Origin of the sequence: Vibrio sp. DW001, from assembly GCF_029016285.1 — a bacterium.
Classification (GTDB): domain Bacteria; phylum Pseudomonadota; class Gammaproteobacteria; order Enterobacterales; family Vibrionaceae; genus Vibrio.
This window is the reverse complement of sequence record NZ_CP091976.1, coordinates 709,306-735,015: the sequence shown is the minus strand read 5'-3', so window position 1 is coordinate 735,015 and position 25,710 is coordinate 709,306. Positions and strand designations below refer to the sequence as shown.

Sequence of the window (25,710 nt, the reverse complement as noted above, 5' to 3'; positions counted from 1 at the left end):
TATGCATATCATAGCGTTCTTTTTAGGTATAGGTATCAAATTTCTTATACATAGTAGTGATAACTTATAGGCTAGTGTGACAGGTTCGCTAGGCATTTTCGCAGTAATCGGACTCCATATTCAGCTTGCGAACGCGTTGAGAGAACATAAACCATGCCGTGGTGCCTGCAAGTATATTGGCAATAAAGACCCCCCATAAAACGCTTTCGATGCTACCCAGCGTTACACCGATCACGGTGGCAGGGATATAGAATACAAACAAACGGAAAGACGAAAGGATGAGCGCTTTTTTGGGTTCACATAAAGCATTAAATACCGACACAATCACCATACATAAACCAAGGGGCCCATAACTCAGTGGGACGAATACCAGTGCATAGGTCAATGTAGAACTTAAGGTAGTATCTTCGGTGAGCAGCTCCGAAATATAGGAAGCACCAAGCATCGCTGCGATAGCAATAATGATGTGATAAACAAGAACAAAACGAGCAGCAGTAAAAACGAGTTCGGCGACCTTATCGGTGTTCTTCTCACCAATATAGCGACCTACCATAGGTGGAATGGACATGGTAAGTGAGAGCGCAAGCACTAACGAAAACATTTCCAATCGTGTTAGCAGCGTCCAAAAGGCAATACTCGTTGTACCTAATTGAGCGATAAAAAAGGTGACTGTCATCGCACTCACAGAGGGTAATATCTGGTTAGCCGTCGTCGGTATCGCCATGTTCATCAAGGCTCTACTGTAATCTATGGTTTTTCGCTCAAATAGGGAAAAGCAGAACCATTGCTTTTTTTTGACTCGAATAACCATGATAAGAATACAGATGGCAAATGAGACCGAAGACGCCAATGCCGCCCCTTTTATACCCATCTCAAAAGTGAACATAAAAATCGGGTCAAGAACCAGATTGATCATGCTAGCGAGAATTAGGAAGTATCCTGGCGTTTTGGTTTCGCCATTAGCCCGGTATACACCAGAGATAAAATAGAGCAAGGCACCGAGTACCGCACTTATTAACCAAACAGACCAATAGTCATCAAGCAGCGCGTTAATAACACCTAGACCTGATGCACTATTATCAAAATCACCAAACAGAGAAAGGAAAAATGGGCGTTTTAGCCATAATGTCAGGCTGAGCATAGATAGAACAAGTACACCGATAATGACACCAATGGTCGCTGTTTTAGTTGCCGCTTCAATATTTTTAGATCCAACCGCTTGGGAAATGATACTGGTACTCGCGACGCCAAGACCGACTTGGATCCCTATAATAACTGTATGAAATGGTAGCGTTAGCCCTTGAGCAGTCAGAGCATCGATGCCTAATCTTCCGATGAAAATACTGTCTATAAGTTGAACCAACATGATAGATAGCACGCCAAAGGTTAGGGGCAGAGTGTTATCAATTATTTTGCGTAGCATGTAAGTTCTCTTTTTGATGTATTTTGGGTTCCGTCACGCTTAAATTCTAAGGGTTTTAGGCCAACAGAGATAGATGAGTCTGAACATTTCACTGTTGCTTTATTTACCACAATTATGACGTGGAATAAAATAGGCGCTTGATCGCCGCATTAATAAGGCAGGAATCGATATATTTACCGTCAAAATTAATGATTGTCTGTGTCGTATTCGCAAAATTACCGCAGAGTACAATTAGTTAACAAGTTTTAGTAATTCCTTTCAATTACGTGTAAGTTTAGGGCATTAAAATCCACCATCTAATAAAAAACTCAATATATGACAAAAACTCTGTTGATTACGCTCTCCTCGATAATGTTGGCCCTTCTACTTTCTGGATGCGACTCAACGCCAGATAGCGTGCCACTTTTAGAGATCAATTATTGCGAAAACCAAGATGTGATTGAACGAGAGCCACTGACTAAGTACAGTTCAGTCTTCGAATCTAGAATGAAAAGTCAAACAGGCGTTTATGTACTAGAACAAGGTGCTGAAGCTATGATGTCCCGAGCGTGGTTAACGGAACATGCGCAAGAAACCATCGACATTCAATACTTCATTTTTTCGACGGATAATGTTGGTTTAATTGCGAGCGATTACTTGGTATTGGCTGCTGAGAGAGGTGTCAAAGTTCGTGTCCTAGTTGATGACATCATGATCGAGGCGAGAGGGGACGAATTATTGATGCTTTCTGCTCACGAAAATATCGAAATTAAAATCTACAATCCCAATGCGAATATAGGCAAGAACATTGTCGATAAACTCAGTACATTAGTGTTCGATTTTCATGGGTTCAACCAACGAATGCACAACAAGGTTTTTATTGTAGATAAGCATGTTGCGATTACCGGAGGTCGGAATATAGCGGATGAGTATTTTGGTTTCGATCACCAATATAATTTTCGCGATCGAGATGTATTCCTTGCAGGAAAAGTGATAAGCGATCTACACGCTTCCTTTGAGCAGTATTGGCAGTATGATCTAAGCGTACCTGTGGAAGATCTCGTCAAAGATAATCCTTTTGAAGAAAATCCCGATTTTACTCGGCTACACTCCTATGCTTGTAATCCTAAGAACTTTCATTCAGCTATCCGAGCAGAAATAGAACAAGTACCTAATACGTTTGAACAACTAAACAGAGAAGGCAAGTTTGTCTGGCTTGATGATGTTGAGTATGTGTCAGATATACCTGGTAAAAATGATGGTAGTCAGTTTCTTGGTGGTGGAGGTTTAACTCGAGATCGATTAATTGAGTTAACTAAGAACGCAAAAAAATCGATCATTATGCAGACGCCGTATTTAGTGACCACAAAGGCAGATAGGACATATCTGAAAAGTTTGGTAGATAAAGGCATAGAAATAAAAATTCTCACCAATAGCCTCGCTTCAAATGACAACCTAGAAGCATTCAGTGGGTACCAACGAGACCGACAATCACTTCTAAATACTGGCGTTGAAATCTTTGAGTTTAGACCGGATGCAAAGGTTCGACAGAGGGTGATGACGGGGAACATGTACGAAACACTCGCTACAAAACCAATCTTTGGTTTGCACGCGAAAACAATGACTGTGGATAATGATATTACCGTGATAGGGACATACAATTTTGACCCACGCAGCGCGAATTTGAATACAGAAAGTATGACGATAATCCGATCCGCTGAGATTACGAAAGATGTGAAGTCTTCAATTCTATTGGAGATGGAACCAGACAATGCATGGCGAGTCACCCAAGATTTCAACCCTGATGATAGGGTTAGCATGTCGAAGCAATTGGGTGTCAAAATTCGTCGAATTGTGCCTAAAAACATTCTCTAGATCAGTATAACACATTGGCCCCACTTTCTTGGAATGCTGTTCAGTTAAGGTTGTCTAAACCTGTCATCCCGACGAAAACCAACGTTACCCCCATGACTATGGGGATCTAATATCACCAAGATTCCCCGTTTGCACGGAAATGACGAAGTATTAAGCAAGCGTACACTTGACGAGTTGTATACGCCCTAAAGAAGCTGTTTTGAGGCTCCTTGACTTTTTAATATTTCTTATAAAGTTTCATCTTACCTTGTCTATCAAAAGCGACAACATTGAAGTCCTTGTACTCAGCGCCCGGCGCAGCCATTCCTGGAGAGTGCTGAGGCATACCCGGTGCAGAAAGCCCCGAGATATCCGTCGGTCTCTCACTCAGTAGCTTAGCGATGTCAGATTCTGGTACATGGCCTTCTATCATATAGCCGTCAATGACGGCGCTATGACACGAGGTTAGCTGGCCCGGCATACCAAATTTTTGCTTAACCGATGTCCAATCACGGCTGTGGTGAACGTTAACCTTGTAGCCTTTCTCTTCCATAATAGCCGCCCATTCAGTGCAGCAACCGCAGGTGGGTGATTTGTATAGTTCAACGGTGGGCTTTGCGAATACCGAAAAGCTCAGCATGGCGACAAGTATGAGGGTGAATTTTACTATTCTGGTCATATTAGTGTCCTATTTTAGTTCGTTAATTGTTTGAATGTTTAGTTCATAATTAGATGGTTTTAAATCCAGAGAGTTACCGTCTGGATTCCATTGAAACGCCTTGGTCTCATACGGGTTAATTGATACGGGATTACGGCTAATAACACCGAGTAGATTTAACTCAACGGGCTCAAATGTCTTATTCACTATAACCAGTTGATTCTCTATATTGGCGGCGAATTCCCCGTTCTGGAGAATCGCCTCTTTCTCGATCGTCCATTCAACAAGGTTCAGTGTTCCGAGTTCGCCAACATAGATGGAAAGTCGTCGTCGATCCTCTGAAGTAAGCGTTGGTCCGAGTAACTTCATTGTCGGTTCTTTATCTAAAATAAGATTTAAGGCGTCTAGCCCTTTACCGCGAATATTGCCACCAGCATTTCCTCCTCCTTGCGCAAAAAGTCCGTGGCAGGTAGAACAACCATAACCACCAGCGGTTCTGAAAAGGTGTTGGCCTTTCTCAAAATCAGACGAGTCTGGCGTCGGTATATCGGACGTGTCTTCACCTGAGGAAAAGGTAGAAAAGCTGATTAGTGCAGCGGCATATATAGTTGATTTATGTAACCAGTTCATCGGCTTACTATTCTCGTTTCGTTTTATAAATGGACCTTAAGTCATCATTATTTGTCGCGATAGACTAAATCAACGGAATTTCAGTGTCGTAAATCGACATCGTCACCGTATTGGTTTTTCAATAGGTACTCTGTCACTTGATTTCTGTCGGTTTAGGTTTGAATAGTGTTATGAAATAGGGGGTCTGAAGGGCGCCTGAAACCAAGATGGAGGAGCACTTTGGGGGATATAATGTATTCGAGGTGATCGACTTACGGAGTTGCTATGAGCAATATGGTTGGTTGTCGTTGAATATAACCCAGAGCAGGCCGTTCCACAGCACGTGTGAATAATACCATTATCATCACAACACTCACCTTGAGAGACGTTGCTGACGACGAGATGATCAGGACAGTTGTGGCTCGATGCCATGTTTGTGTTTGCATACGTAACATTCTCAGTAGATGAGCTACTCAGACTGTGAGGCATTGTTTTTGTCGAAGAATGAACAGGCATCACCGAAAACATTGAAAGCATGAATGCACTCAATGTTAGTAGTAGGGTGAGACGGTTTATCATTTTCTTCAATGTTATCAACTCTTTTAAAACTCTCTATTCATTTTCTTAAGACACTGGATCAACACTTTTTCTGCAGAAAAATTGATATTTCGAGTGAGCTCTCGCACCAGATTCAAATGTAGTTGATTGTGCTGTTCATGCAACTGGTTACCTTCGTCCGTGAGACAAACAACAATTGATCGCCGGTCTTCCGGGTGCGGACAACGGTCTATTAAGTTTGCCGTCACCAACTTATCAACCTGAACCGTGAGTGTTCCGGTGGTAATGCCAAGCTTTTCTGCCAATTCCTTCATGCGCAAAGCGCCATGATTGCCAAGCACTTCAACAGTATGGACCTGCGCTAAAGTATAACCTGTTTCTTTTACAACGGATTGCTCCCAAGACGACATTTTATCATAGAATTCGGTCAGTAATTGGTTGAGTGAAGTCAGATCATTCATGCAGGTTTAGCGCTATGCAGTTCAATAGTGAGGTGATGAATCTTATCAAACTTACTTAGTAATTGCCTGTAATCATCAATATTTTTATTGCTCCTTGAACTTAAAATGAGACTGGCAGCATGGTGGTCGGCACTCACTTTCCAAATATGTAAGTCGATAATATCCGCATGGGGCTGAATGGCTGCAATGACAGAATCGCGGTATTTTTTGTCAATAGCGATATCGAGTAAAATTGGACTGGTTTGCTTAAGAAGTCCTATTGCCCACTTGGTGATCACGATAGCGCCAACCATTCCCATAACGGCATCTAACCAGTTCCAGCCCACATATTTACCTACGATGAGTGCGATTATGGCCAAAATCGACGTAAGCGTATCGGCTAGTACATGCATATAAGCCGCTTTGAGATTATGGTCTTGATGGTTGTCATCATGATGATCGTGAGAATGGTCATGATGATGGTTGTCGTCATGCAATAGCATCATACTGGCAAAATTAACGATTAAACCAATGATCGCAACAAAAATAGCCTCATTAAACTGAATTTGTTGAGGGTCAAAAAGACGAACCAAGGATTCGGAAAACATCATTAACGCAATAATACCGAGCGCGACAGCACTACTGAAGCCACCTAAAACGCTGACCTTTCCTGTCCCGTATGAGAAGCTGTTGTTATGGGCATGTCGTTTTGCATAACGATAGGTGAACAGAGTGATGCAGAATGCTGCAGCATGCGTACCCATGTGCCAGCCGTCGGCAAGCAGTGCCATAGAGCCAAAAATCTTACCGGAGATGATCTCAGCAAACATCGCGATAATGGTGAGTAGAAGGACATAAAAGGTTCGTTTTTCACCATTAGAGTGGTGGTGAGAACCAAACTGATGGGAATGTTTTAAAGGCAAGATGGCAGGAGTATTCATAATGTTTGATTGTCAAAGTATTTGAATATGATTATATTTGATAGTCAAACTATTTGTCAATCAAGATATATTCGTGCCTGTTGTATCAGTACTTAAAATGCTGAACAGAGACTAGTTTGTTTGGATAGTTAGTACGACGGGTATTATTTAACTTGGGTTATAAAAAAGCAAGCTAACCTTCTGTTTAATAAGATGATTAACTTGCAAGCTCGCATTGGGAATTAAGGGATATATTTAGGGGCGTTATGCGGCCACAACTTCTTTTTCTTTCGCGCATTCTACGGTTTTAAATTCACGTGCAAAGTAGACTAAAGCGTCTTTGTCTTTATTCACGATAATGTTGTCAATTTCGACAAAGAAAACTGTGTGTGTACCCATCTCCAAATTTTCTGAAACATGACCTTCTAAACTGGTTAGACAGCCATTGAGTACAGGTACTTTTGCCTCGTTTAAAGACCATGCTGGGTCAGCGAAACGCTCTTCCATTGTTAACTCTGTCATACCTGCAAAATCGAGTGACATCTTTTGCTGTTCCGCTGCACATACATTAATACAGAGATTCTTATTTCTCTTGATTATATCGTTGGAAGCACTGTTTTTATTCACACATACCATAATGGTTGCTGGAGTATCGGTGATAGAACAAACGGCGGTTGCGGTAATACCAACCGTTCCAGCTTCGCCGCCTGTGGTCACAATGTTAACAGCTGCTGCTAGGTTTGCCATTGCGTCTCTAAATAGTGGTTGATTAGACATTTTTTCAATTCCATCTGGTTAATATATTGTTAAGTTTCCACGTGAAACGGGTGATTGGAAATAGACGAAAACAGGAGATGCTTGCACTTTTCATAGGTTAATAAAAACGTACATTTTATGTAATTGATTGTTTAATAACGCATTAACAAATAATTGTCCTGCTTAATTGTACAAAAACCACATTGCCATAAATCGATAAATGTCACCAAAATGTGATCGAATACGCATATTCGTTAACAAGTTGTTAGTAAGTTAAGCGCAAATTACTTATTAATCAACTGGTTAGTTTTTTTTCAAACCATTTGGTTATATTTTGCGCTTTTTGTTTCTGGTATTTAGTTAAGATGTTAAGTATTATGTTTAACATGTTAATTAAAGTCGTTTTTTAAGATAATCGATAAAGACAGAATAATTTGGCAAAGGAAGGTCAATCCATGCTCACTCCAGAACAAGTACAATCGGCAGCCGATAAACTTTATGTAGCAGAAAAAGAGCGCTATCAGATCCCCGCATTTACGCTAGAACACCCAGACATGACGATGGCAGATGCTTATGCGATACAGAGCGCATGGGTAGAACGCAAGAAAAGCGAGGGGGCGAAGGTTAAAGGTTACAAGATTGGTTTAACCTCACGAGCTATGCAAATGGCGGTAAACATTGATCAGCCAGATTATGGTGTATTGCTAGACGATATGTTTTTTGCTGACGGTGCACAAATTAAGGCAGATGACTTTCTTGACCCTCGTATAGAAGTAGAACTGGCGTTTGTATTAAAAGATCCTTTGAAAGGCGAAGATGTCACTATATTCGATGTGCTAAACGCAACAGATTACATTATTCCTTCCTTAGAATTGATTGCTGCACGTTGTCATCGTACTGACCCAGAATCGGGCTATACACGCAAGGTTTACGACACGATTGCTGACAATGCAGCGAACGCTGGCATTGTTGTCGGTGGCCGTCCAATTAAACCCATGGACTTTGATATGCGCTGGGCCGGAGCAATGCTTTATCTAAATGGCCAAATTGAAGAAACCGGATTAGCTGCAGGTGTACTCGGTCATCCAGCGAATGGTATCTGTTGGGTATGTAAACGTTTCGCACCTCATGATATAGGCTTGGAGCCGGGTCAAGTGATTCTATCGGGCTCGTTTACTCGACCGGTACCTGTTAAAGCTGGTGATACTGTGCACGCTGATTTTGGTCCTCTTGGCGGTATATCCGTTAAGTTTGTATAGAGGCGAATTATGTCTACATTGAATCCGGTGTCTGCGTTACCGATAAACAAATTTAAACGCGCTCTGCAAGGGGAAGAAGCCTTGTGGGGTTTATGGTTAGGTTTACCTGATACAAGTTGTGCCGAGATCTGTGCCGGTGCTGGTTTTGATTGGCTACTTATAGACGGTGAACACGCGCCCTTTGAACTCAAAGATATATTGCATCATCTACAGGCATTAGCACCTTATGATGTTTCTCCTATCGTACGTCCAGATGAGGGCAGTGTAGCCAAAATCAAGAAGCTTCTTGATGTAGGTGCTCAAACCTTGCTTATCCCTATGGTGAATACAGCAGAACAGGCAAAAGAGTTGGTCTCTGCTGTCCGTTATCCTCCTCTTGGTATAAGAGGGATGGGAAGCTCACTAGCTCGTGCGGCGAAATGGAACAAAGTTCCTCAATACTTGCAGAACGCAAATGACGAAATTTGCCTCATTGTTCAAGTAGAGACTTTAGAAGCAATGGATAACCTAGAAGAAATAGTGCAGGTGGATGGTGTTGATGGTGTTTTTATAGGACCGTCTGATCTTTCCGGTGCAATGGGCTATGTAGGTAACCCCGACCATCCTGAAGTGGTTGAAAAAATCCAGTGGGGAATGGACGTTATCCACAACAGTGGCAAAGCATCGGGAATCTTGTGCCTCAACATCGAAAAAGCTCAACAATTTGCCGCAAGTGGAACTAAATTTGTCGGCGTTGGTGTCGACACGTTATTACTGCGCTTATCGGCTGAGCAATTAGTGAATAGAGTAAAGAACCCAGAACAGAAAACTGAACAAACTAACCCATCTAGTGGCTATTAGTTTGCTTAAAATAATGAGAGAAGGACTTCAGATGAATTCAAATCAGTTAGTCAAAGAGAAGTTTGTCTGCGTGGCACTTAATGATGCCAAGCAGTTAAATGAACTCAACGGCACTTTTAGTGAAAAGCCTTATGTAAAGCCACCGACTCAGCCGGTACTTTATTTTAAAACAAGAAATACATGGTCATCGGATGAAGCCAAAGTCAGCTATGTTGGTGATTCAATGGTTGTTGGCGCGAGTATTGCGTTGGTAATAGGTAAAACGTGTTGTCGCGTAAGTGAAACCGATGCACTGGATTATGTCAGTGGATTAACCCTTACACACGACTTCTCTTTGCCAGAGCAAAGCTACTACCGCCCTGATATCAAAGGTAAGTGTTTAGATGGATCGGCGCCAATCGCTCAAAATCCAGTGCCACTTTCAGATATCGCTTCATTGGCTGATTTAACCGTTACAACAAGTGTTAACGGTGACGAAAAAAGTGTGCTGAGCGTTTCTCACTTCCATCGCAGTATCGAACAGTTGATTCATCTCATTTCCACTATTATGACGTTAAATGTTGGCGACGTTATTGCCGTCGGATTTCCCGGTGACCGTATAGCGGTTCAGGTGGGTGACCAAGTCAGCTCAAGTATGAGCGGATTACAGCAACTTAATAATACTTTGACGGGAGAGTAATGATGAAAAGAGCACGTATACTCTTTCAAGAAGAGATTTTAAATGTAACCGTGAATCAAGCGGGCGAGATTCAATCGGAGTCGGGACAATTACTTCCAGAAAGTGAGGTTCAATGGCTATCACCTGTTCAAAATCCGGGTACCATTTTTGCGCTTGGTCTTAACTATGCGGATCATGCTTCAGAACTCGCGTTCGCTCCCCCTACCGAGCCATTGGTTTTCATTAAAGGAACCAATACGTTAACGGGCCACAAGCAAGACTCGTATCGCCCAGATGATATCGAATTTATGCACTATGAGTGTGAGTTGGTCGCGGTGATTGGTAAAGAAGGCAAAAATATCGATCGTAAAGACGCGATGGATTACGTCAAGGGTTACACCGTATGTAATGACTTTGCAATTCGAGACTACTTGGAAAACTACTATCGCCCCAATCTTCGTGTGAAGAGTCGTGATTCACTTTGCCCTATCGGCCCGTGGATAATTGATAAAGAGGATGTTGGCGATATCAGCAACCTGAAGATAGAAACACGAGTAAATGGTGAACTGACTCAGGAAGGCAGCACGGCTGACATGATCTTCGATGTGCCGTTCTTGATTGAGTATCTCAGTGCCATTATGACGCTTCAACCAGGCGACATGATTGCAACAGGAACACCGAAAGGGCTAAAAGATATGCAGCCGGGCGATGTCGTCGTTTGCTCGATTGAAAAAGTAGGTTCGTTAGAGACCCATATGGTTTCTGAACAAGAATTCTATTCATCGCGAATTACTGGCGACAACAACTCAAAAGGGACGAAATGATGAGTCAGGATCTTCAAAACAATTTAGACAAAGCCACAACGTACCTCGCGCGTTTCAAAGAGAATACACTAGGCCATTATATTAATGGGAAATGGACACTAGGCAGTGAAGGTGAGACGTTCGATAACGGTTCACCAGTGAACAGTGAATCATTAGGTAAGGTCGTTAAAGCGAGCGTTGCCGATGTGGATGCAGCTTGTAAAGCGGCGGCGTCAGCTCAAAAAGAGTGGGGAGCAATGAGTGGAGCAAAACGTAAAGCGATTTTGCATAAACTAGCCGACAAAATTGAAGCACGCGCTGAAGAGATCGCATTAGTAGAGTCTTCAGACTGTGGTCAGCCAATTCGCTTTATGCGTCAAGCGGCCGTTCGCGGCGCGGCTAATTTTCGTTTCTTTGCTGATAAAGCACCTGAAGCACGTAACGGACTCGCTTTGCAACAGGAAGAACACACTAACTTTACGGTTAAGTCGCCTATTGGCCCGGTTGGTGTTATTACGCCTTGGAATACGCCATTTATGTTGTCGACTTGGAAGATTGCACCCGCTCTAGCTTCGGGTTGTACGGTCGTCCACAAGCCAGCAGAATTTAGCCCGCTTTCAGCCGCGATTCTTGCAGAATGTGCAGACGAAGCCGGCTTGCCACCGGGCGTATGGAATATGATTAACGGATTTGGAGAAGTGGCGGGTAAAGAGCTGACACAGCATCCAGATATCAAGGCTATTGCTTTTGTCGGAGAAACCGTTACAGGTTCTATGATCCAGAAACAAGCGGCAGATACGTTGAAGCGTGCACACTTTGAATTAGGTGGAAAAAATCCCGTTATTGTCTTTGATGATGCCGATTTTGATCGAGCGCTTGATGCTGTTGTCTTTATGATTTACAGCTTAAACGGTCAGCGTTGTACGAGCTCAAGTCGTCTACTTATCCAGTCAGGTATTAAGGACAAATTCCTTACAGCATTGAAAGTGCGTGTTGCGAACCTTAAGGTTGGTCATCCGCTTGACCCCGTGACAGAAGTGGGTCCGTTGGTACATACATCTCATTATGAAAAAGTATTAAGCTATGTTGATGCTGCGATTGAAGATGGCGCAACCGTTGCTGTAGGTGGAAAACGTATTACTGAGCTTGGCAATGGTAACTATCTAACACCAACACTCTTCACTGATGCGGATAATTCGATGCGTATCGCTCGCGAAGAGATCTTCGGGCCCGTGCTTACCACCATCGAGTTCGAAACTGAAGCAGACGCTGTCGCCATTGCTAACGATACTAACTATGGCTTGGCTGCGTACATTTGGACAAGCAACACCGGCTGTTCAATGCGTATGGCCCATAATGTTGAATCGGGTATGGTTTGGATTAACTCTGAAAATAACCGTAACCTTCCGTCACCATTTGGTGGTGTGAAAATGTCGGGTATTGGTCGTGATGGTGGTGATTGGAGTTTCGATTTCTACATGGAAACGAAAAACGTCTGTATCGCGTTTGATACCCACAGCGTGCCAGTATTAGGGCGTTAATCTTTCATTATAATACAGACACCAGTGTTAGCGAATATCAAAGGAAGAACTATGCCCCATTTTGTCGTGGAATACTCCGCCAATATTGAACAGGAGTTGGACCTGCCAGAGCTATTGAAAGTGCTCAACGAAACGGCTGTATCAACGGGCGTGTTTCCGTTAGGGGGCATTCGTAGCCGGGCATATAAAGCCGATGACTTTCGAGTCGCAGAAGGTGATCCAGAAAATGGGTTTATTCATCTTACGGTGAAGGTCGGTAGTGGACGATCAATGGAGACATTGAAAGAAGCCGGAGACACTATCTTTACCGCCTTCACTGCATGTCTACAGCCGATATTTGATGAACGCTATCTAAGCATCGGTTTCGAAATGACCGAGCTGCATCCGACACTGAATTATAAAAAAAATAATATACACGAGAAGCTTAAAAACTTAGCGAGTTGAGCTGAGCTTGTAAGCATTAAAAACTGAAACTGAATAAGAACGTAATGAAGCCAACTCTACTATTTTAATCGGAGCGCTTTTGTTACCCAAAGCAAGGAGATACACAAGATGGGCGAACTTGTTGTTGCTGCAAAAATTACACACGTTCCGACAATGATTATGTCTGAGCAACCTGGCAGAATTTTCGGCTTGCGTCAGCACGCGATTGATGGACACAGAGAGATTTCAAGAATCGCGCGTGAGAAAGGTGTCGATACGGTGGTTGTGCTGGATACGCACTGGTTAGTTAATGCGGGATACCATATTAATTCAAATACGCATTTTGAAGGACTATTCACCAGTAATGAATTTCCACATTTTATTCAAAACCTGCCTTACGAATACGAAGGCAACTCTGAACTGGGTGATCTAATTGCAGACATCGCGACAGAGAAGGGTGTCTTTACTCTTTCTCATCAAGTCGATTCGTTAGCGTTAGAGTACGGGACCTTAGTTCCGATGCGTTTTATGAACGAGGATAAGCAGTTCAAAGTGGTTTCTGTTGCCGCCATGTGCACGGTTCATAGTCTTGAATCATCTCGTCGATTGGGTGAAGCTATTCGTGAAGCGATTGAAGCTAGTGACAGTAAAGTTATGCTGCTTGCTTCCGGCTCACTTTCACACAAGATCTGGGCCAATGAAGACTACGTTGCCAACAACGGTACGTTTACTATCTCTAGCGAATTTAACCGTCAGATGGATCTTCATGTACTGGATATGTGGCAGAACGGCGATATTGAAACCTTCTTGAAAATGCTTCCAGATTACGCCGCGAAATGCGATGGCGAAGGTGGTATGCACGATACAGCAATGCTGTTTGGTGCCCTAGGGTGGGACAAATACGAAGGCAAAGGTCGTTTAGTGAGTGAGTACTTCCCAAGCTCAGGAACCGGACAAGTCAACGTTCTGTTTGAGGTGTAATAAGTATGGTCGTGACTGATACGAGCCTGAGTTGGCGAACCGCACATCTGATCGCGCTTGCCGCGATAGAGTATGCGGAAGCGCGTCAACTTAAGGTATGCGTATCGGTTCTCGATCGTCATGGTTACCCTCTTGCTCAACTTAGAATCAACAACGCCGCATTTCCCTGTATTGATATCTCCGTTAACAAAGCGTTTACGGCGGTAAGCTTTGGTTTTTCCACACAAGATTGGACTCGGCGTTTAGAGGGGAATCCCCATCTATTAAGTAGTCTTTCTCAGCAAGACAGAATGGTCTTGTTTGGTGGGGGTATTCCAGTGCAGTTTCAAGGTGAAACCATGGGTGCCATTGGTGTTTCTGGTGCGAGTGAAAACCAAGATGTAGAATGTGCTAACGCGGGAATTGAGGCTTTTCTAACACTTTCTGAACATGCAAAGTAACCGACATGAATAAGGATACTCAGCTTACCTATTTCTTGATACTGATGGCGATGGTTAGTCCTGTGGCTCTTAATATTGTTGCCCCAATTATGCCTATTCTGGCAAAAGAATTTGGTGCCTCTAACAGCGTAATCCAACTCAGTTTTACCGCCTATTTAGCCACGCTTGCTATCGGTCAGTTGTTTGGTGGCCCATTGGCGGACCGTTATGGAAAACGTAATTTACTGTTGTGGGGATTCGGGCTTCACGTTGCTGGTGGCTTAGTAGGGGTATTTGCTAGTTCTGTTGAGCTGATATTGCTTAGCCGAGTGATGCAAGCCGCTGGTGGTTGCATTGGTATGATGCTCGCACGTAGTATCTTAGTGGACATGTACCCTTCAGAAAAAGCGGTTGAGAAACTGAGTTATGTCACCATGGGTGTCGCTGTTTCACAAGCGATAGCACCGACTGTCGGTGGCGTTGTGTCAGAATTTATCGGCTGGCATTCTGTATTCTATCTGCCAATGTTAATGGCGACAGCGGTTTGGGTAGGTGTGTTTTTCCAATATCCGAAACCAATAAGCGACGAAATGAGTTTAGGGAAAACAACTTCTTTTATCGGTACCTACAAAAAACTGGTACAGAATCAAGCCTATATCAGCCTTACTTTGTCTAGTACGCTTATCGCCTGTGGGTTTTTCTCATTTGTTACCTGCGCTCCTTTTATAGTAAGCGCAACCTTAGGTGAGAGCCTAACCCAATATGGCTTTTGGTTTCTTTTTGTTGCCTTTGGATTTATGGTCGGCAGCTTTACGAGTGCGCAACTATCAACACGACTATCTCATTCTAGCTCAGTAATTATTGGTCATAGCCTGTCACTCATTGGTGGGCTGTTGATGCTGGTATCTTTTACGTTATTTGATATTAGTTATGAAAACTTATTCCTCACTATGGCCTTGTTTACCTTTGGTCGTGGATTGAGTCAGCCCCATTTACAGTCATTATCTATCGCGTCGGTAGAGGAAAACCGAGCGTCGGCTTCGGGACTGCTCGGTTTTATACAATTACTATTAGGTGCATTGTTGGCGCAACTCGTTGGTGCATTAGTCGAACAGATCGGGTCAATAATGCTGCCACTGTTTCTTGTTGGCTATGGTGTATGTGCGTTGGCACTCTATTTCCACTACCATCAAAATGACATAACCCGAATTCAGGTGACGTAAAAAAGCGGACGCCGTCAAACATTAACCCTATCAATCAGATAGAAGAGTTGAGCTATCTAAAAGGAAGTAGAAGATGAAATTAATTGATAACAGCCTGTTTATACAACAAGCCTACGTTTCAGGTGAGTGGGCGGATGCGTTCGACGGCACAACGACAGACATTACCAATCCTTCTACCGATGAAGTGATTGGCTCGGTGCCAAATATGGGGGCAAAAGAGACCGCCCAAGCGATTGAAGATGCACAGGTTGCCTTTAAACTATGGAAAAAAGAGACGTCTGAACATCGCTCTAAAGTACTTCGTCGTTGGTATGAACTCATGATGGAAAACGTCGATGATTTGGCGACTATAATGACGACAGAGCAAGGCAAGCCATGGGCAGAAGCGAAGGGTGAAGTGACCTACGCAGCAAGCTTTATTGAATGGTTTGCAGAAGAAGCGCGTCGTGCATACGGGGATATAATACCAAGCCACAAGCAGGATGCCCGCATACTGGTAACTAAGGAACCTATTGGTGTGGTTGCCGCGATCACACCTTGGAATTTTCCTGCCGCGATGATCACTCGTAAATGTGGCCCCGCGTTTGCCGCTGGTTGTCCGGTTATTCTTAAGCCTGCACCCGATACGCCATTTACCGCGTTGGCGCTTGCTGAATTGGCGCAAAGAGCCGGTATTCCCAAAGGGTTGTTTAGTGTTATTACTGGCGATGCCATTGCGATTGGTGGTGAACTAACTAAGAGTAAGATCGTTCGTAAAATTTCGTTTACTGGATCGACGAATGTCGGCAAGATTTTGATGGAACAGTCGTCCTCAACCATTAAGAAACTCTCATTGGAGTTGGGTGGGAATGCGCCGTTTATCGTTTTTGAAGACGCCGATATCGATGCCGCTGTAGAAGGCGCAATGATCGCTAAATTCAGGAATGCAGGTCAAACTTGTGTCTGTGCGAACCGTCTGTTTATTCATGAAAATGTATATGACGAATTTGCTAAAAAATTGGCCAAAAAAGCCGCCGAACTGAAGGTAGGTGATGGGTTTAGTGAGGGTGTAAATATTGGACCACTTATCAACGATGCGGCTGTAGCTAAGGTATCTCAACACATTCAAGACGCCTGTGATAAAGGAGCAAATGTGCTTTACGGTACATTACCAGAGCCAGGAAGTCGCTTGGTTACACCACATGTTATCACGGGTGTGACAGATGATATGTTGGTGGCAACAGAAGAGACTTTCGGGCCAATGGCCGCGCTGTTCAGTTTTAGTGATGATGATGAAGTATTGGCACGTGCAAACGATACGGAGTTTGGTTTAGCTTCGTATATATATACTCAGTCTTTAGCACGAGCATGGAAAGCTGCAGAGGAACTGGAAACGGGTATTGTCGGTGTAAATGAAGGTTTGATTTCGACTACGCTTGCCCCATTTGGTGGAGTGAAAGAATCGGGCCTAGGACGCGAAGGTTCGTATATGGGTATGGATGATTATTTAGAGGCGAAGTATATACTCATGGGTGGCTTAAAATAGCGTAAATTGAGTCGCCTTCACATCATTGTGGTTTTGAGCCCACGAGTCTTAACCCCCTCTTAACCACAAGTCTTCTATTCTTGCGTCAATTAGAATAGGAGACAGAAGATGATGTCTTATCGAAAAATGAATTGCAGCTTACTCGCTATGATTATTGTCGGCTTGGTAGGCTGTAGTTCATCGTCAGACAAAGATTTCCAAGAACTTGCGAAACAATCCCTTAAGCAACAACTAGTATGGAATGCTGAACAACCGGAAGCGACAGAGGTTATTCAACTTACCGAACTAATGAATATTCCAGAGCTCGACATTCTTATCAAACAAGCCATGGAAAATAACCCAAGTTTGCAACAAACCTTAATGGCTCTGAAAATTGTTTATGCACAACGTGATGCAACAAATAGTGAACGAATTCCTTCATTAACCGCAGGGTATGACGCGAACAAAGTAGAAGATTCTGATGCTCAATATAGTGCCGATCTCACTGTAAGTTGGGAATTGGACTTATGGGATCAGATTGGCAACACCACCAGTGCTGCGGATAAAGATATTGCCAGTAGTATAGCCACTTATCAAAGTGCGACTGACACATTAGCGGCCAACATTATGCGAACATGGCTGCAAATAAGCCTGCAAAAACAGTTGGTTGATATAGAAATCCAGCGGCTGCGGGTAACGGAAAATAACGAAAGTATCATTTTAGAAAAATATCGATCTGGTTTAGGGGATTTGGAAGATTTAGATACCGCTAGAACGGATAGTGCTTCAACACGTTCAACTCTGGTCGAATACACAGAAGAGCTTGCTCAAAATCAGAGAAGCCTTTCCTTATTGCTAGGGCAGTTGGGTGGAGATCAAGGTTTTGATGTGAGTTCTGAGTTTCCCGCCGTGATAACACCACTTATCTCATTTCCTGAGCAGGATCTCTCGCGGAGACCCGATCTTCAAAGTGCTTTTTATGATCTAGAAGCTGAAGAATTTCGAACCAATGCGGCCTATAAGGCGCTTCTTCCTTCTATTAGCTTATCTGTTGCGCTTTCCGATGCGGCTTCCTCTCCGACATCGGCCCTTCTAACAAGCCCGCTATGGAGCCTGCTCGGTCAGTTGTCTGCACCGATTTTTGATGGTGGTTATTTGCAATCACAAGCAGAGATATCTGAAATGACAGCCGAGAACGCGTATTGGACTTACCAAGAAACGTTACTGAATGCGGTCAACGAAGTAGAGAATGCTCTTGGTCAGGAAAAATCATTAGCCGAGCAACAGCGACATTTAGAAGATGCGCTTGACAGTGCAAAGCGCAGCTTTGCTAATTATCAGGAGAAATATAGAGAAGGCTTAGTCGATATTACGGATTTGATTTCAGTTCAAACCAATGGCTTCGATGTAAAAGTAAAGCTGACACAAGTCATTTATAACCGTTTAGTAAACCGAATTGATTTAGGCCTAGCGTTAGGCTTAGGAGTATCCTCATGAAACGAAAATCATTACCAATCCTTGTCACGCTAATTTCCGTTGCATGCCTAGCCAGTGCTGTTGCGTATAATGGTTCTCAAATGTCAACTAAAGACGAAAAACCTTCTCAAAATGGACAAGCTTCTGTCCATGTACCTAGTAAGGTAAAAGCCGAACTTTTAACCGCGAATGCACCCAGTGTTGTGGTACTTGAGGTTAAGGCAGATACATATAAAGCGTTGGTGAAGGGCTATGGTGAAGCTTCCGCTCATTATGCAATTACATACAGTTCGGAAGTGAGTGGCAGAGTTGAAAGTCTGATGCCTAAATTTGCAACTGGTCAGTTGGTTAAGCAAGGAGAAGTCCTGGCGACATTGGAAAATACCTCTTACTTGCAAGCGGTAGCGGCGGCAAATTCTAACCTGGCACAAGCTGAATTGGATCTTCTTGAAGAACAAAGAACCGGAGAGCAAGCGCGTTTAGAGTGGAAACGTTCTGGTATGACAGGAGAACCTAATTCCCCTTTGGTATTGCGAAAACCTCAGCTAGCAGCGCAACAAGCGGTAGTAGAAAATGCCAAAATTAGCCTTAGAAAAGCTCAGCAAGATCTAGAAAAAACAATAATAAGAGCCCCATTTAATGCTTTGATAGTTGAACGTTACATTCAGCCGGGAAGTTATGCGCAAGTAGGGACTTCGGTTGCTGAGTTATACAGCACAGATAGGGTCGAAATTGACATCCCATTGTCGATGAAGCAGTGGCAAACGCTACCAAAACTGACGAATAAGGATCTATCAAATCAAGATCAGCCGCCATGGCTGGTTACTCTGTATAGCGCAGATGGTGAAAATAGCTGGCAGGGTTATGTTACTCGAGTAGAGCAGCATGTGGATGCGACTTCTCGTCAGCGATCACTAATTATTGCGGTTGATAAGCCATTCGAACAAGATATTGGTCTTTTCCCAGGCACCTTTGTACAGGCTTATATAGAAGGCGCTGTACTAGATAATACGTGGGAGTTACCGGCATCAGCTATCTCACAACAAGGTGACCTCTGGTATTTGACCGAGAATAATCAGCTAAATAAAGTACCTGCGAATAAGGTATTTGAAAAATCTGGTTCTGTTTATGTATCTCCGATAGAAAATCTGACCGCCGTTAAGATCATAAAAAGACCGCTTAGTAATTACGTAGTCGGCATGCTTGTGACACCTAAGGTTGAAGGATAATCGAAATGCAAAATTCAACGTATAGTGAAGGCATTATTGGTTGGTTCGCCCGTAATTCAGTAGCGGCAAATTTACTTCTTATTGCAACCATAGTGATGGGTATACTGTCATTAAGTGAGCTTCGGAAGGAAGCCTTTCCTAGCTTAGCCCCAGATCGAGTAACAATATCCGTTAATTACGATAGTGGTAATCCTGATCAGGCTGAGGAAGGAATCGCAATAAAAATTGAGGAAGCGTTGGAAAGCGTAGCGGGTATTGATGTTATAACGTCAACGTCGGACGCAAGTGGTAGTCAAGTCGTCGTCGAGAAAATGAACGATTACCCATTGGATACTCTATTCACAGATATCAAAACTAACGTAGATGCGATAAATGATTTCCCATCTGATGCAGATAATCCAGTTATTGAAAAAGCCACTAGGCAGGATCATGCCATTTGGGTTCAACTTTATGGTGATGCCGATAGAGCCACATTTCAAGATCTAGCAGAGAAGTTAAAATCAGATTTGTTAATCCAACCGGCTATTCGTGATCTAGAAATTAAAGCCACGGCCGATCCCATGATTGCGGTCGAATTGGACGAGGCCAAGTTACAGGCGTATGGACTCACGTTATCGGATATATCTGATGCGATTAACGCAGAGTCTTCGAGCGCGATAACAACCAGTCTTCGGAATAACGAAAAAGTGGTCAGGCTAAAAGTATCTGAACAGGCTTATGAGCAGCAAGAATTTGCCAATATTCGTCTACTTACCTTATCTGACGGAACCCATGTCTATTTAGGCGATATTGCTAACGTTCAAGAAACGTTTGAAGATGATACCTATACGTTGTCTCGCTATAACCAACAAAGTGGCATGGCGATAGAGATCGTTATGGATGAGTATGGTGATATTACTAAGATCGTCGATCAGGCCAATCAGGTTGTCGATAAATGGCATGCGTCGAACTATCTTCCACAGGATGTGCAACTGACTACTTGGTATGACTCAAGCACCGTTATCAAAGATCGTCTTAGCCTGTTGGTAAAAAACGCCCTTTCGGGTATTGCTCTGGTTTTCATTATATTGGCCGTTTTCTTAAACCTAAGCGTCGCTTTTTGGGTGGCGGCAGGTTTGCCGTTTGTATTTTTTGGCACGCTATATTTTATGACAGATAGATTTACTGGTTTAACTATCAACGAAATGACCACATTCGGCTTCATCATGGCATTAGGCATTGTCGTCGACGATGCCGTTGTGGTGGGGGAGAGTATTTATACCACCCGGTGTGAAGAAGGAGATAGCGTAGAAAGTACGGTTAGAGGAACGTTAAAAGTGGCAGTACCGACCATTTTTGGTGTCCTAACGACCGTTGCTGCGTTCGTTGCTATTGCGAATGTGGAAGGGCATATGGGTGAAATTTATGCCCAATTTGGTACGGTTGTGATGATTTGTTTGTTGCTTTCTGTGGTCGAGTCAAAGCTGATATTACCTTCACATCTAGCGCATCTAAATACACATCGTGCAGCGGGTAAAGGTATCTGGTCAAGAGTTCAACAGGGCGCGGATGCAGGGCTTCAATGGTTTAGTAGTAAAATTTACAGAAGAGCGATTGGTGTTGCTCTGGAATATCGTTACGCCGTATTGGTTCTGTTCTTGTCTCTTTTTGTTTTGGTCGTCGGTATGCCACTCACTGGTAAGGTCCGTGTTTCATTCTTCCCAGATATCGTTGGTGATACTGTGCGCGGCGAGATATCCATGTATGACGATGCGAGCTTTGGTCAAACAGAGGCGAGTTTATTACAGCTTGAAAGCGCCGTTATAGCAGCAGATGCAAGCCTTGTTGCCAAATATGGTGAGCAAGAGAGTGAGATCCTCAACCTACAAGTCATCGCTGAGAGTGACGACAATGGTACCGTTACCGTAGAAATTGACAGCAATAGTGTTTATCAGTCAAACGAATTGCTTAAGGAATGGAAAAGATTAAGCGGTATTCCGGAAGGGGTGAAAAAGCTTAGTATTGAAGCTAAAAAGTCGATGGGAGATAACTTCAAAGTTGAACTTAAATCGTGGAATACCGATACTATTTTTGCCGCAGGAGCGGAGCTAAAGGCGAAACTTCAAAGCATTGATGGCGTGAGTGGAATTGATGACAATATGAGCCCAGGAGAGCCTCAATATCGATTTGAGCTTACAGAGCAGGGGCGTTCATTAGGGTTAGAAACATCCGATCTAGCATCGCAAATATTGCGTTCGTTCGGTGGTTCAACCGTTCAGAAATTCCAGCGGGACAGCGATGAAGTTAAGGTAAAGGTTCGCTACCCAGAGGATCAAAGACAGACGTTGGCTGATATCATGGAAGCGCATATTCGAACAAGTGATGGTAGCGTTGTTCCATTAAGTACGGTTGCGAAAGTTTACACTGAATATCAACAATCAGAGATTACTCGAATTGATAATCTAAGGGCGGTATACATTACGGCAAGTGTCGACAAAAATATTATCGCGTCTAATGAATTAGTGCAGAAAATAAAGACAGAGGTAATGCCTGATTTATTGGCACAGTATTCAGGACTAACGATTGATTTTTCTGGTGAGGCAGAACATCAGGAAGAGACGACTAGTTCCATGAGTAGTGTGTTTGTAATGGCATTAATTGCAATATATGCATTGCTTGCTATTCCATTAAGATCTTATGTTCAACCGATTCTTATTATGATGGCTATCCCTTTCGGTATTGTTGGCGCGATTCTAGGGCATGTTGTGAACGACTTGACCATTAGTATTCTATCTTTAAACGGTGTTCTGGCACTAAGTGGTGTCGTAGTGAATGATAGTCTTCTATTGGTTTCTCGATTTAATACCTTGGTAAGAAAGAAGAATATGGCGGTAAAAGAGGCGATATTTGAGGCCTGTACTGGTCGATTAAGAGCGGTGTTGCTTACCTCGTTTACCACTTTTGCAGGGTTAGCCCCGCTACTTGGTGAAACATCCGTACAAGCACAATTCTTGATCCCAGCCGCTGCGGCTCTTGGCTATGGGATTATTTTTGCGACGTTGATTACTCTGGTGCTTATTCCTTCGCTATTGCTGATTAATCATGAAATAAGTACCGTGTGTGGTAATTTAAGAAATAAGATTTTTTATTCTAAGAAGGTAATTAGCGAGTGTTAAATTTACTCTTAGTCGAAGATGATATTGATCTTGCGACCGCAGTGATTGATTACCTTGAACTCGAAGGTATTCAGTGTGACCACGCTGCAAATGGCGTGATTGGACTGAACTTAATCGAGAGGAACGATTATCATGCGATTATTCTCGACTTGAACCTACCGTTAATGCATGGGTTGGCGGTATGTGAATCAATGCGTTCGAAAGGGATCGATACACCAGTTCTGATGCTGACTGCGATGGATAGCTTAGATGATAAATTAGCTGGGTTTGCTAAAGGTACGGATGATTATTTGATTAAACCTTTTGCAATGGAGGAGCTCATTGTTCGAGCACGAACATTGGCGAGAAGACGCAGTGGGCAGGCGACGCTGTTGTCCGTCGCAGGTATTAAGCTTGATGTAGAAAAGAAGACGGTATACAGAGAAGGGCGCGAATTAAAACTATCACCTACAGCGATAAAAATATTGGAGTTGCTGCTACGAAATAGTCCTAATCCGGTGTCTAGAACAACAATCACCCAAGTAATTTGGGGAGATGAACAACCGGAAAGTAATAGCCTTAAAGTTCATATATTCAACTTAAGAAAACAGTTGAACTCTGCTGGAGACAACACGTTAATTCATACTATTCCGGGATTTGGTTTCTCCATCGAAGAGACTGAAAAATAGCGATATACCGATGATTGGCAAGAGAAAGAAAACGAGACAATATTGAGAGTGAAATGAAGATAAGACCAAGCCTTAAGATCCGATTTATTGTCAGCATGATTTTACTTGCTTCGGCAATGGCCATTTTTTTTTCCATTTTAACACTCAGTTATTTTGAGCAGGGGTTGGATAGAGGACAAGAACAAACGATGCGTGATTTTGTTCATGCCAAAGGTATTGAAGAAGGTCGATCTCTTAGTGTCTGGGGGTATCATGTCTCAAGTCGTTGGGAAGATATGCCAGATAACGTGAAGGTGTCATTTAAAAATCGTCCACCGACAGAAGCATTTAAATTAGATAAACAAACCTACGGCGGAGGAATATTCTCACCACCAGAAGAAGTAAACCTCATAATGAAAGGAATCAATAAGCAGGGAGAAGTTCGTTATGTCTCAAAGACTTTACTTTTAAGGGAGTCGTTTAAGAGGGTAGGTGAGGCAAAGTTATTTCCCCATTTTATCTGGGTTATTATTGTTGCGGTAGGCGCTATCATCGTTTTTTCATTGGTATTGTTTGTTCTTATTAGTAAGGTAGCAAGCCCTGTTGAATCGTTAAAAAACTGGGCGAAGTCTATTGATGAGGAGAAATTAAAACAACCAGTCCCTGATTTTCAATACGGTGAACTAAATACGCTTGCAGATATCATAAAGACCAGTCTTAGTTCGGTTCAGGAAAGCCTCGAAAGAGAGCGACAGTTTTTAACCCATGCCAGCCACGAATTAAGAACCCCTATTTCTGTGATTAGAACCAATACGGAATTGTTGAATAAGTTGTATGAAAAAGAACAGGGAACGCCGAAGCAATTAGCGGTCGTTGAAAGAATAGACCGTGCAGGCCGAACCATGACAAACCTCACTGAAACGCTGCTGTGGTTAAGCCGAGATGATCTGAATTTACCTCAGAGTGACAAGGTTAATCTGAAATACATGATAGAAGAGCTTATTGTAGAGCTGACTTATCTTTTAAAAAATAAGCCCGTGGAGCTGAAAGTGACAACGTCTGATCACATACTTTGTATTGCGGAAATACCATGTAGAATTGTTCTGGCTAATCTGATCCGTAATGCTTTTCAGCATACCATGGTGGGTAATATTACCGTAATTCAAACAGGAGGTTCTATATCTGTAGTCAATAGCAGCGTCCAGAAAGCCGCTGAGTCAACGGACTTAGGCTTTGGATTAGGCTTGAGATTGACTAAAAAACTGGCTGATAGATACGGTTGGCATTATACAGATAGTTTTGATTCTGCTACCTATAAAGCACAAATAGAATTGCAACCTTGTTGATTAATAAGTCATCATTTACTGATGAGTTAGAGACTGTAAAAATATAATGAAGCGCAGTCTCCAATCTAGAATGATGTGAATACTTGCTAATTTATAACACGATTTATTGTATCAATGAAGCACCAAACACTGATGAGGGATGATTTGGACACTGACCAGAAACGAGTTAAAAAAGCGACTCGTATTGAAAGCGTGATGAATTCGGCTATGTGGCATTTAGGGCAACGCGATATGACAGAAAGCGAGTTGCTAACGAAGTTACGCATCAAGACCGATAACGAAGTTTGGATCTCTGAGACTCTCGATAAGCTTCGTGGATTCGGCTATCTGAAATCCAATAAAGCATTCGCGGAGCAGTTCACGGAACGGTCTTTTATGAGTGACTATGGCAGTGGTTATATACAAGAGAAACTCAAGAAAAAAGGGATCTTAGATGATCAGATTCGAGACGCTATTGAAAAAGTTAAAGCCGATAGGGAGATCTGTGAGCAGTCCATGCTTAATGAGTATGTAAACAACTATTATCATGAATTTACGCTAAGTAAAGAGCGGCTTCAAGGGGCGTTAAAAAAGAGAGGCTTTAGTTATTCACAGGTTAATGAAGCGATCAGTCAGCACGCATCATTTTCACAACTAAAATCGAACCTCGAAATCAAAGCGTCTAAAGCGGATATTGAAAAAGAAATATTGAAATATGCACGAAAAGGTAAAGGGGCGACCGTTATTCGACAGGAGCTACGTCAACGAAAAATCGATATTACCGATTTTGATGTAATTCTCGAAAGATTGGTTAATTCAGAGGATGTGGATTTTTTCTCATTGTGCTTAACACAGCTAGAAAAAAAATACGACGATTTAAGTAGCCACAAAGAGCGTGGTAAAGCCTACGCCATGCTGAGTCGCAAAGGATTTTCATCAGAGCAAATACAGTTTGCTTTTAGTGAGATGGAAAATCATAAAGGCAGTAATGATGATTAACATATTGCGATTTAATCAGCTGCCTATACTC

General features: G+C 42.8%; 23 protein-coding genes. 17 read left to right on the top strand and 6 right to left on the bottom strand.

Annotated features, from left to right (window positions below):
- Positions 1-88: 88 nt before the first annotated feature.
- A complete protein-coding gene (locus tag L3V77_RS20680) occupies positions 89-1,423 on the bottom strand; it encodes an MATE family efflux transporter (RefSeq protein ID WP_275138122.1) in 1,335 nt (444 codons plus the stop codon).
- Positions 1,424-1,738: 315 nt separating this feature from the next.
- On the opposite strand from L3V77_RS20680, the gene L3V77_RS20675 reads away from it, so the two are divergent.
- Positions 1,739-3,277 carry a phospholipase D family protein gene (locus tag L3V77_RS20675; protein WP_275138121.1) on the top strand — a complete coding sequence of 513 codons (1,539 nt, stop codon included), beginning with the start codon at positions 1,739-1,741 and terminating at the stop codon, positions 3,275-3,277.
- Positions 3,278-3,494: 217 nt separating this feature from the next.
- Here L3V77_RS20675 and L3V77_RS20670 read toward each other — a convergent pair whose 3' ends face one another.
- The 5 genes from L3V77_RS20670 to hpaC all read right to left on the bottom strand — a co-directional run bounded on the left by L3V77_RS20670 (position 3,495) and on the right by hpaC (position 7,218).
- Positions 3,495-3,935, bottom strand: coding sequence for a DUF411 domain-containing protein (locus L3V77_RS20670; protein WP_275138120.1), 441 nt, complete (start codon positions 3,933-3,935; stop codon positions 3,495-3,497).
- A gap of 9 nt (positions 3,936-3,944) precedes the next feature.
- The gene (locus L3V77_RS20665) at positions 3,945-4,544 is read right to left on the bottom strand and encodes a hypothetical protein (RefSeq protein WP_275138119.1); all 600 of its coding nucleotides are present in this window, start codon (positions 4,542-4,544) and stop codon (positions 3,945-3,947) included.
- Positions 4,545-5,125: 581 nt separating this feature from the next.
- On the bottom strand, positions 5,126-5,542 hold the full coding sequence (locus L3V77_RS20660; RefSeq protein ID WP_275138118.1) for a MarR family transcriptional regulator: 417 nt from the start codon (positions 5,540-5,542) through the stop codon (positions 5,126-5,128).
- On the bottom strand, positions 5,539-6,447 hold the full coding sequence (gene dmeF / locus L3V77_RS20655) for a CDF family Co(II)/Ni(II) efflux transporter DmeF (protein ID WP_275138220.1): 909 nt from the start codon (positions 6,445-6,447) through the stop codon (positions 5,539-5,541). Before dmeF ends, L3V77_RS20660 begins: the two co-directional genes overlap by 4 nt.
- 258 nt (positions 6,448-6,705) lie before the next feature.
- Complete coding sequence (gene hpaC, locus L3V77_RS20650; protein ID WP_275138117.1) at positions 6,706-7,218, bottom strand: 4-hydroxyphenylacetate 3-monooxygenase, reductase component; 513 nt, start codon at positions 7,216-7,218, stop codon at positions 6,706-6,708.
- Between the two features lie 434 nt (positions 7,219-7,652).
- On the opposite strand from hpaC, the gene hpaH reads away from it, so the two are divergent.
- The 16 genes from hpaH to L3V77_RS20570 all read left to right on the top strand — a co-directional run bounded on the left by hpaH (position 7,653) and on the right by L3V77_RS20570 (position 25,679).
- Entirely contained in the window at positions 7,653-8,456 is an 804-nt protein-coding gene (gene hpaH / locus L3V77_RS20645) for a 2-oxo-hept-4-ene-1,7-dioate hydratase (protein WP_275138116.1), read from the top strand.
- A gap of 9 nt (positions 8,457-8,465) precedes the next feature.
- Positions 8,466-9,296, top strand: coding sequence for a 4-hydroxy-2-oxoheptanedioate aldolase (gene hpaI / locus L3V77_RS20640; protein WP_275138115.1), 831 nt, complete (start codon positions 8,466-8,468; stop codon positions 9,294-9,296).
- A gap of 31 nt (positions 9,297-9,327) precedes the next feature.
- On the top strand, positions 9,328-9,975 hold the full coding sequence (locus tag L3V77_RS20635) for a fumarylacetoacetate hydrolase family protein (RefSeq protein ID WP_275138114.1): 648 nt from the start codon (positions 9,328-9,330) through the stop codon (positions 9,973-9,975).
- Positions 9,975-10,778 carry a fumarylacetoacetate hydrolase family protein gene (locus L3V77_RS20630; RefSeq protein ID WP_275138113.1) on the top strand — a complete coding sequence of 268 codons (804 nt, stop codon included), beginning with the start codon at positions 9,975-9,977 and terminating at the stop codon, positions 10,776-10,778. Before L3V77_RS20635 ends, L3V77_RS20630 begins: the two co-directional genes overlap by 1 nt.
- Positions 10,778-12,298 carry a 5-carboxymethyl-2-hydroxymuconate semialdehyde dehydrogenase gene (hpaE, locus tag L3V77_RS20625; protein ID WP_342752114.1) on the top strand — a complete coding sequence of 507 codons (1,521 nt, stop codon included), beginning with the start codon at positions 10,778-10,780 and terminating at the stop codon, positions 12,296-12,298. Before L3V77_RS20630 ends, hpaE begins: the two co-directional genes overlap by 1 nt.
- Before the next feature lie 51 nt (positions 12,299-12,349).
- Positions 12,350-12,742 (top strand): 5-carboxymethyl-2-hydroxymuconate Delta-isomerase, encoded by a 393-nt coding sequence (locus L3V77_RS20620; RefSeq protein ID WP_275138111.1) that lies wholly within the window; start codon positions 12,350-12,352, stop codon positions 12,740-12,742.
- Positions 12,743-12,850: 108 nt separating this feature from the next.
- Complete coding sequence (gene hpaD, locus L3V77_RS20615) at positions 12,851-13,702, top strand: 3,4-dihydroxyphenylacetate 2,3-dioxygenase (protein ID WP_275138110.1); 852 nt, start codon at positions 12,851-12,853, stop codon at positions 13,700-13,702.
- A 5-nt stretch (positions 13,703-13,707) separates the two neighbouring features.
- Complete coding sequence (locus tag L3V77_RS20610) at positions 13,708-14,142, top strand: heme-binding protein (RefSeq protein ID WP_275138109.1); 435 nt, start codon at positions 13,708-13,710, stop codon at positions 14,140-14,142.
- Positions 14,143-14,147: 5 nt separating this feature from the next.
- A complete protein-coding gene (locus tag L3V77_RS20605; RefSeq protein ID WP_275138108.1) occupies positions 14,148-15,344 on the top strand; it encodes a multidrug effflux MFS transporter in 1,197 nt (398 codons plus the stop codon).
- 73 nt (positions 15,345-15,417) lie between these two features.
- On the top strand, positions 15,418-16,869 hold the full coding sequence (locus L3V77_RS20600; RefSeq protein ID WP_275138107.1) for an NAD-dependent succinate-semialdehyde dehydrogenase: 1,452 nt from the start codon (positions 15,418-15,420) through the stop codon (positions 16,867-16,869).
- Between the two features lie 108 nt (positions 16,870-16,977).
- Complete coding sequence (locus L3V77_RS20595) at positions 16,978-18,345, top strand: TolC family protein (protein WP_275138106.1); 1,368 nt, start codon at positions 16,978-16,980, stop codon at positions 18,343-18,345.
- Positions 18,342-19,553: an efflux RND transporter periplasmic adaptor subunit gene (locus L3V77_RS20590; RefSeq protein WP_275138105.1), complete on the top strand. Its 1,212-nt coding sequence runs from the start codon at positions 18,342-18,344 to the stop codon at positions 19,551-19,553. The genes L3V77_RS20595 and L3V77_RS20590 overlap by 4 nt, the downstream gene beginning before the upstream one ends.
- Before the next feature lie 5 nt (positions 19,554-19,558).
- On the top strand, positions 19,559-22,708 hold the full coding sequence (locus tag L3V77_RS20585; protein WP_275138104.1) for an efflux RND transporter permease subunit: 3,150 nt from the start codon (positions 19,559-19,561) through the stop codon (positions 22,706-22,708).
- Positions 22,702-23,376: a response regulator transcription factor gene (locus tag L3V77_RS20580; protein ID WP_195705848.1), complete on the top strand. Its 675-nt coding sequence runs from the start codon at positions 22,702-22,704 to the stop codon at positions 23,374-23,376. Before L3V77_RS20585 ends, L3V77_RS20580 begins: the two co-directional genes overlap by 7 nt.
- Positions 23,377-23,429: 53 nt before the next feature.
- The gene (locus tag L3V77_RS20575; RefSeq protein ID WP_275138103.1) at positions 23,430-24,701 is read left to right on the top strand and encodes a HAMP domain-containing sensor histidine kinase; all 1,272 of its coding nucleotides are present in this window, start codon (positions 23,430-23,432) and stop codon (positions 24,699-24,701) included.
- A 195-nt stretch (positions 24,702-24,896) separates the two neighbouring features.
- On the top strand, positions 24,897-25,679 hold the full coding sequence (locus L3V77_RS20570) for a RecX family transcriptional regulator (protein WP_275138219.1): 783 nt from the start codon (positions 24,897-24,899) through the stop codon (positions 25,677-25,679).
- The last annotated feature ends 31 nt before the right edge of the window (positions 25,680-25,710 follow it).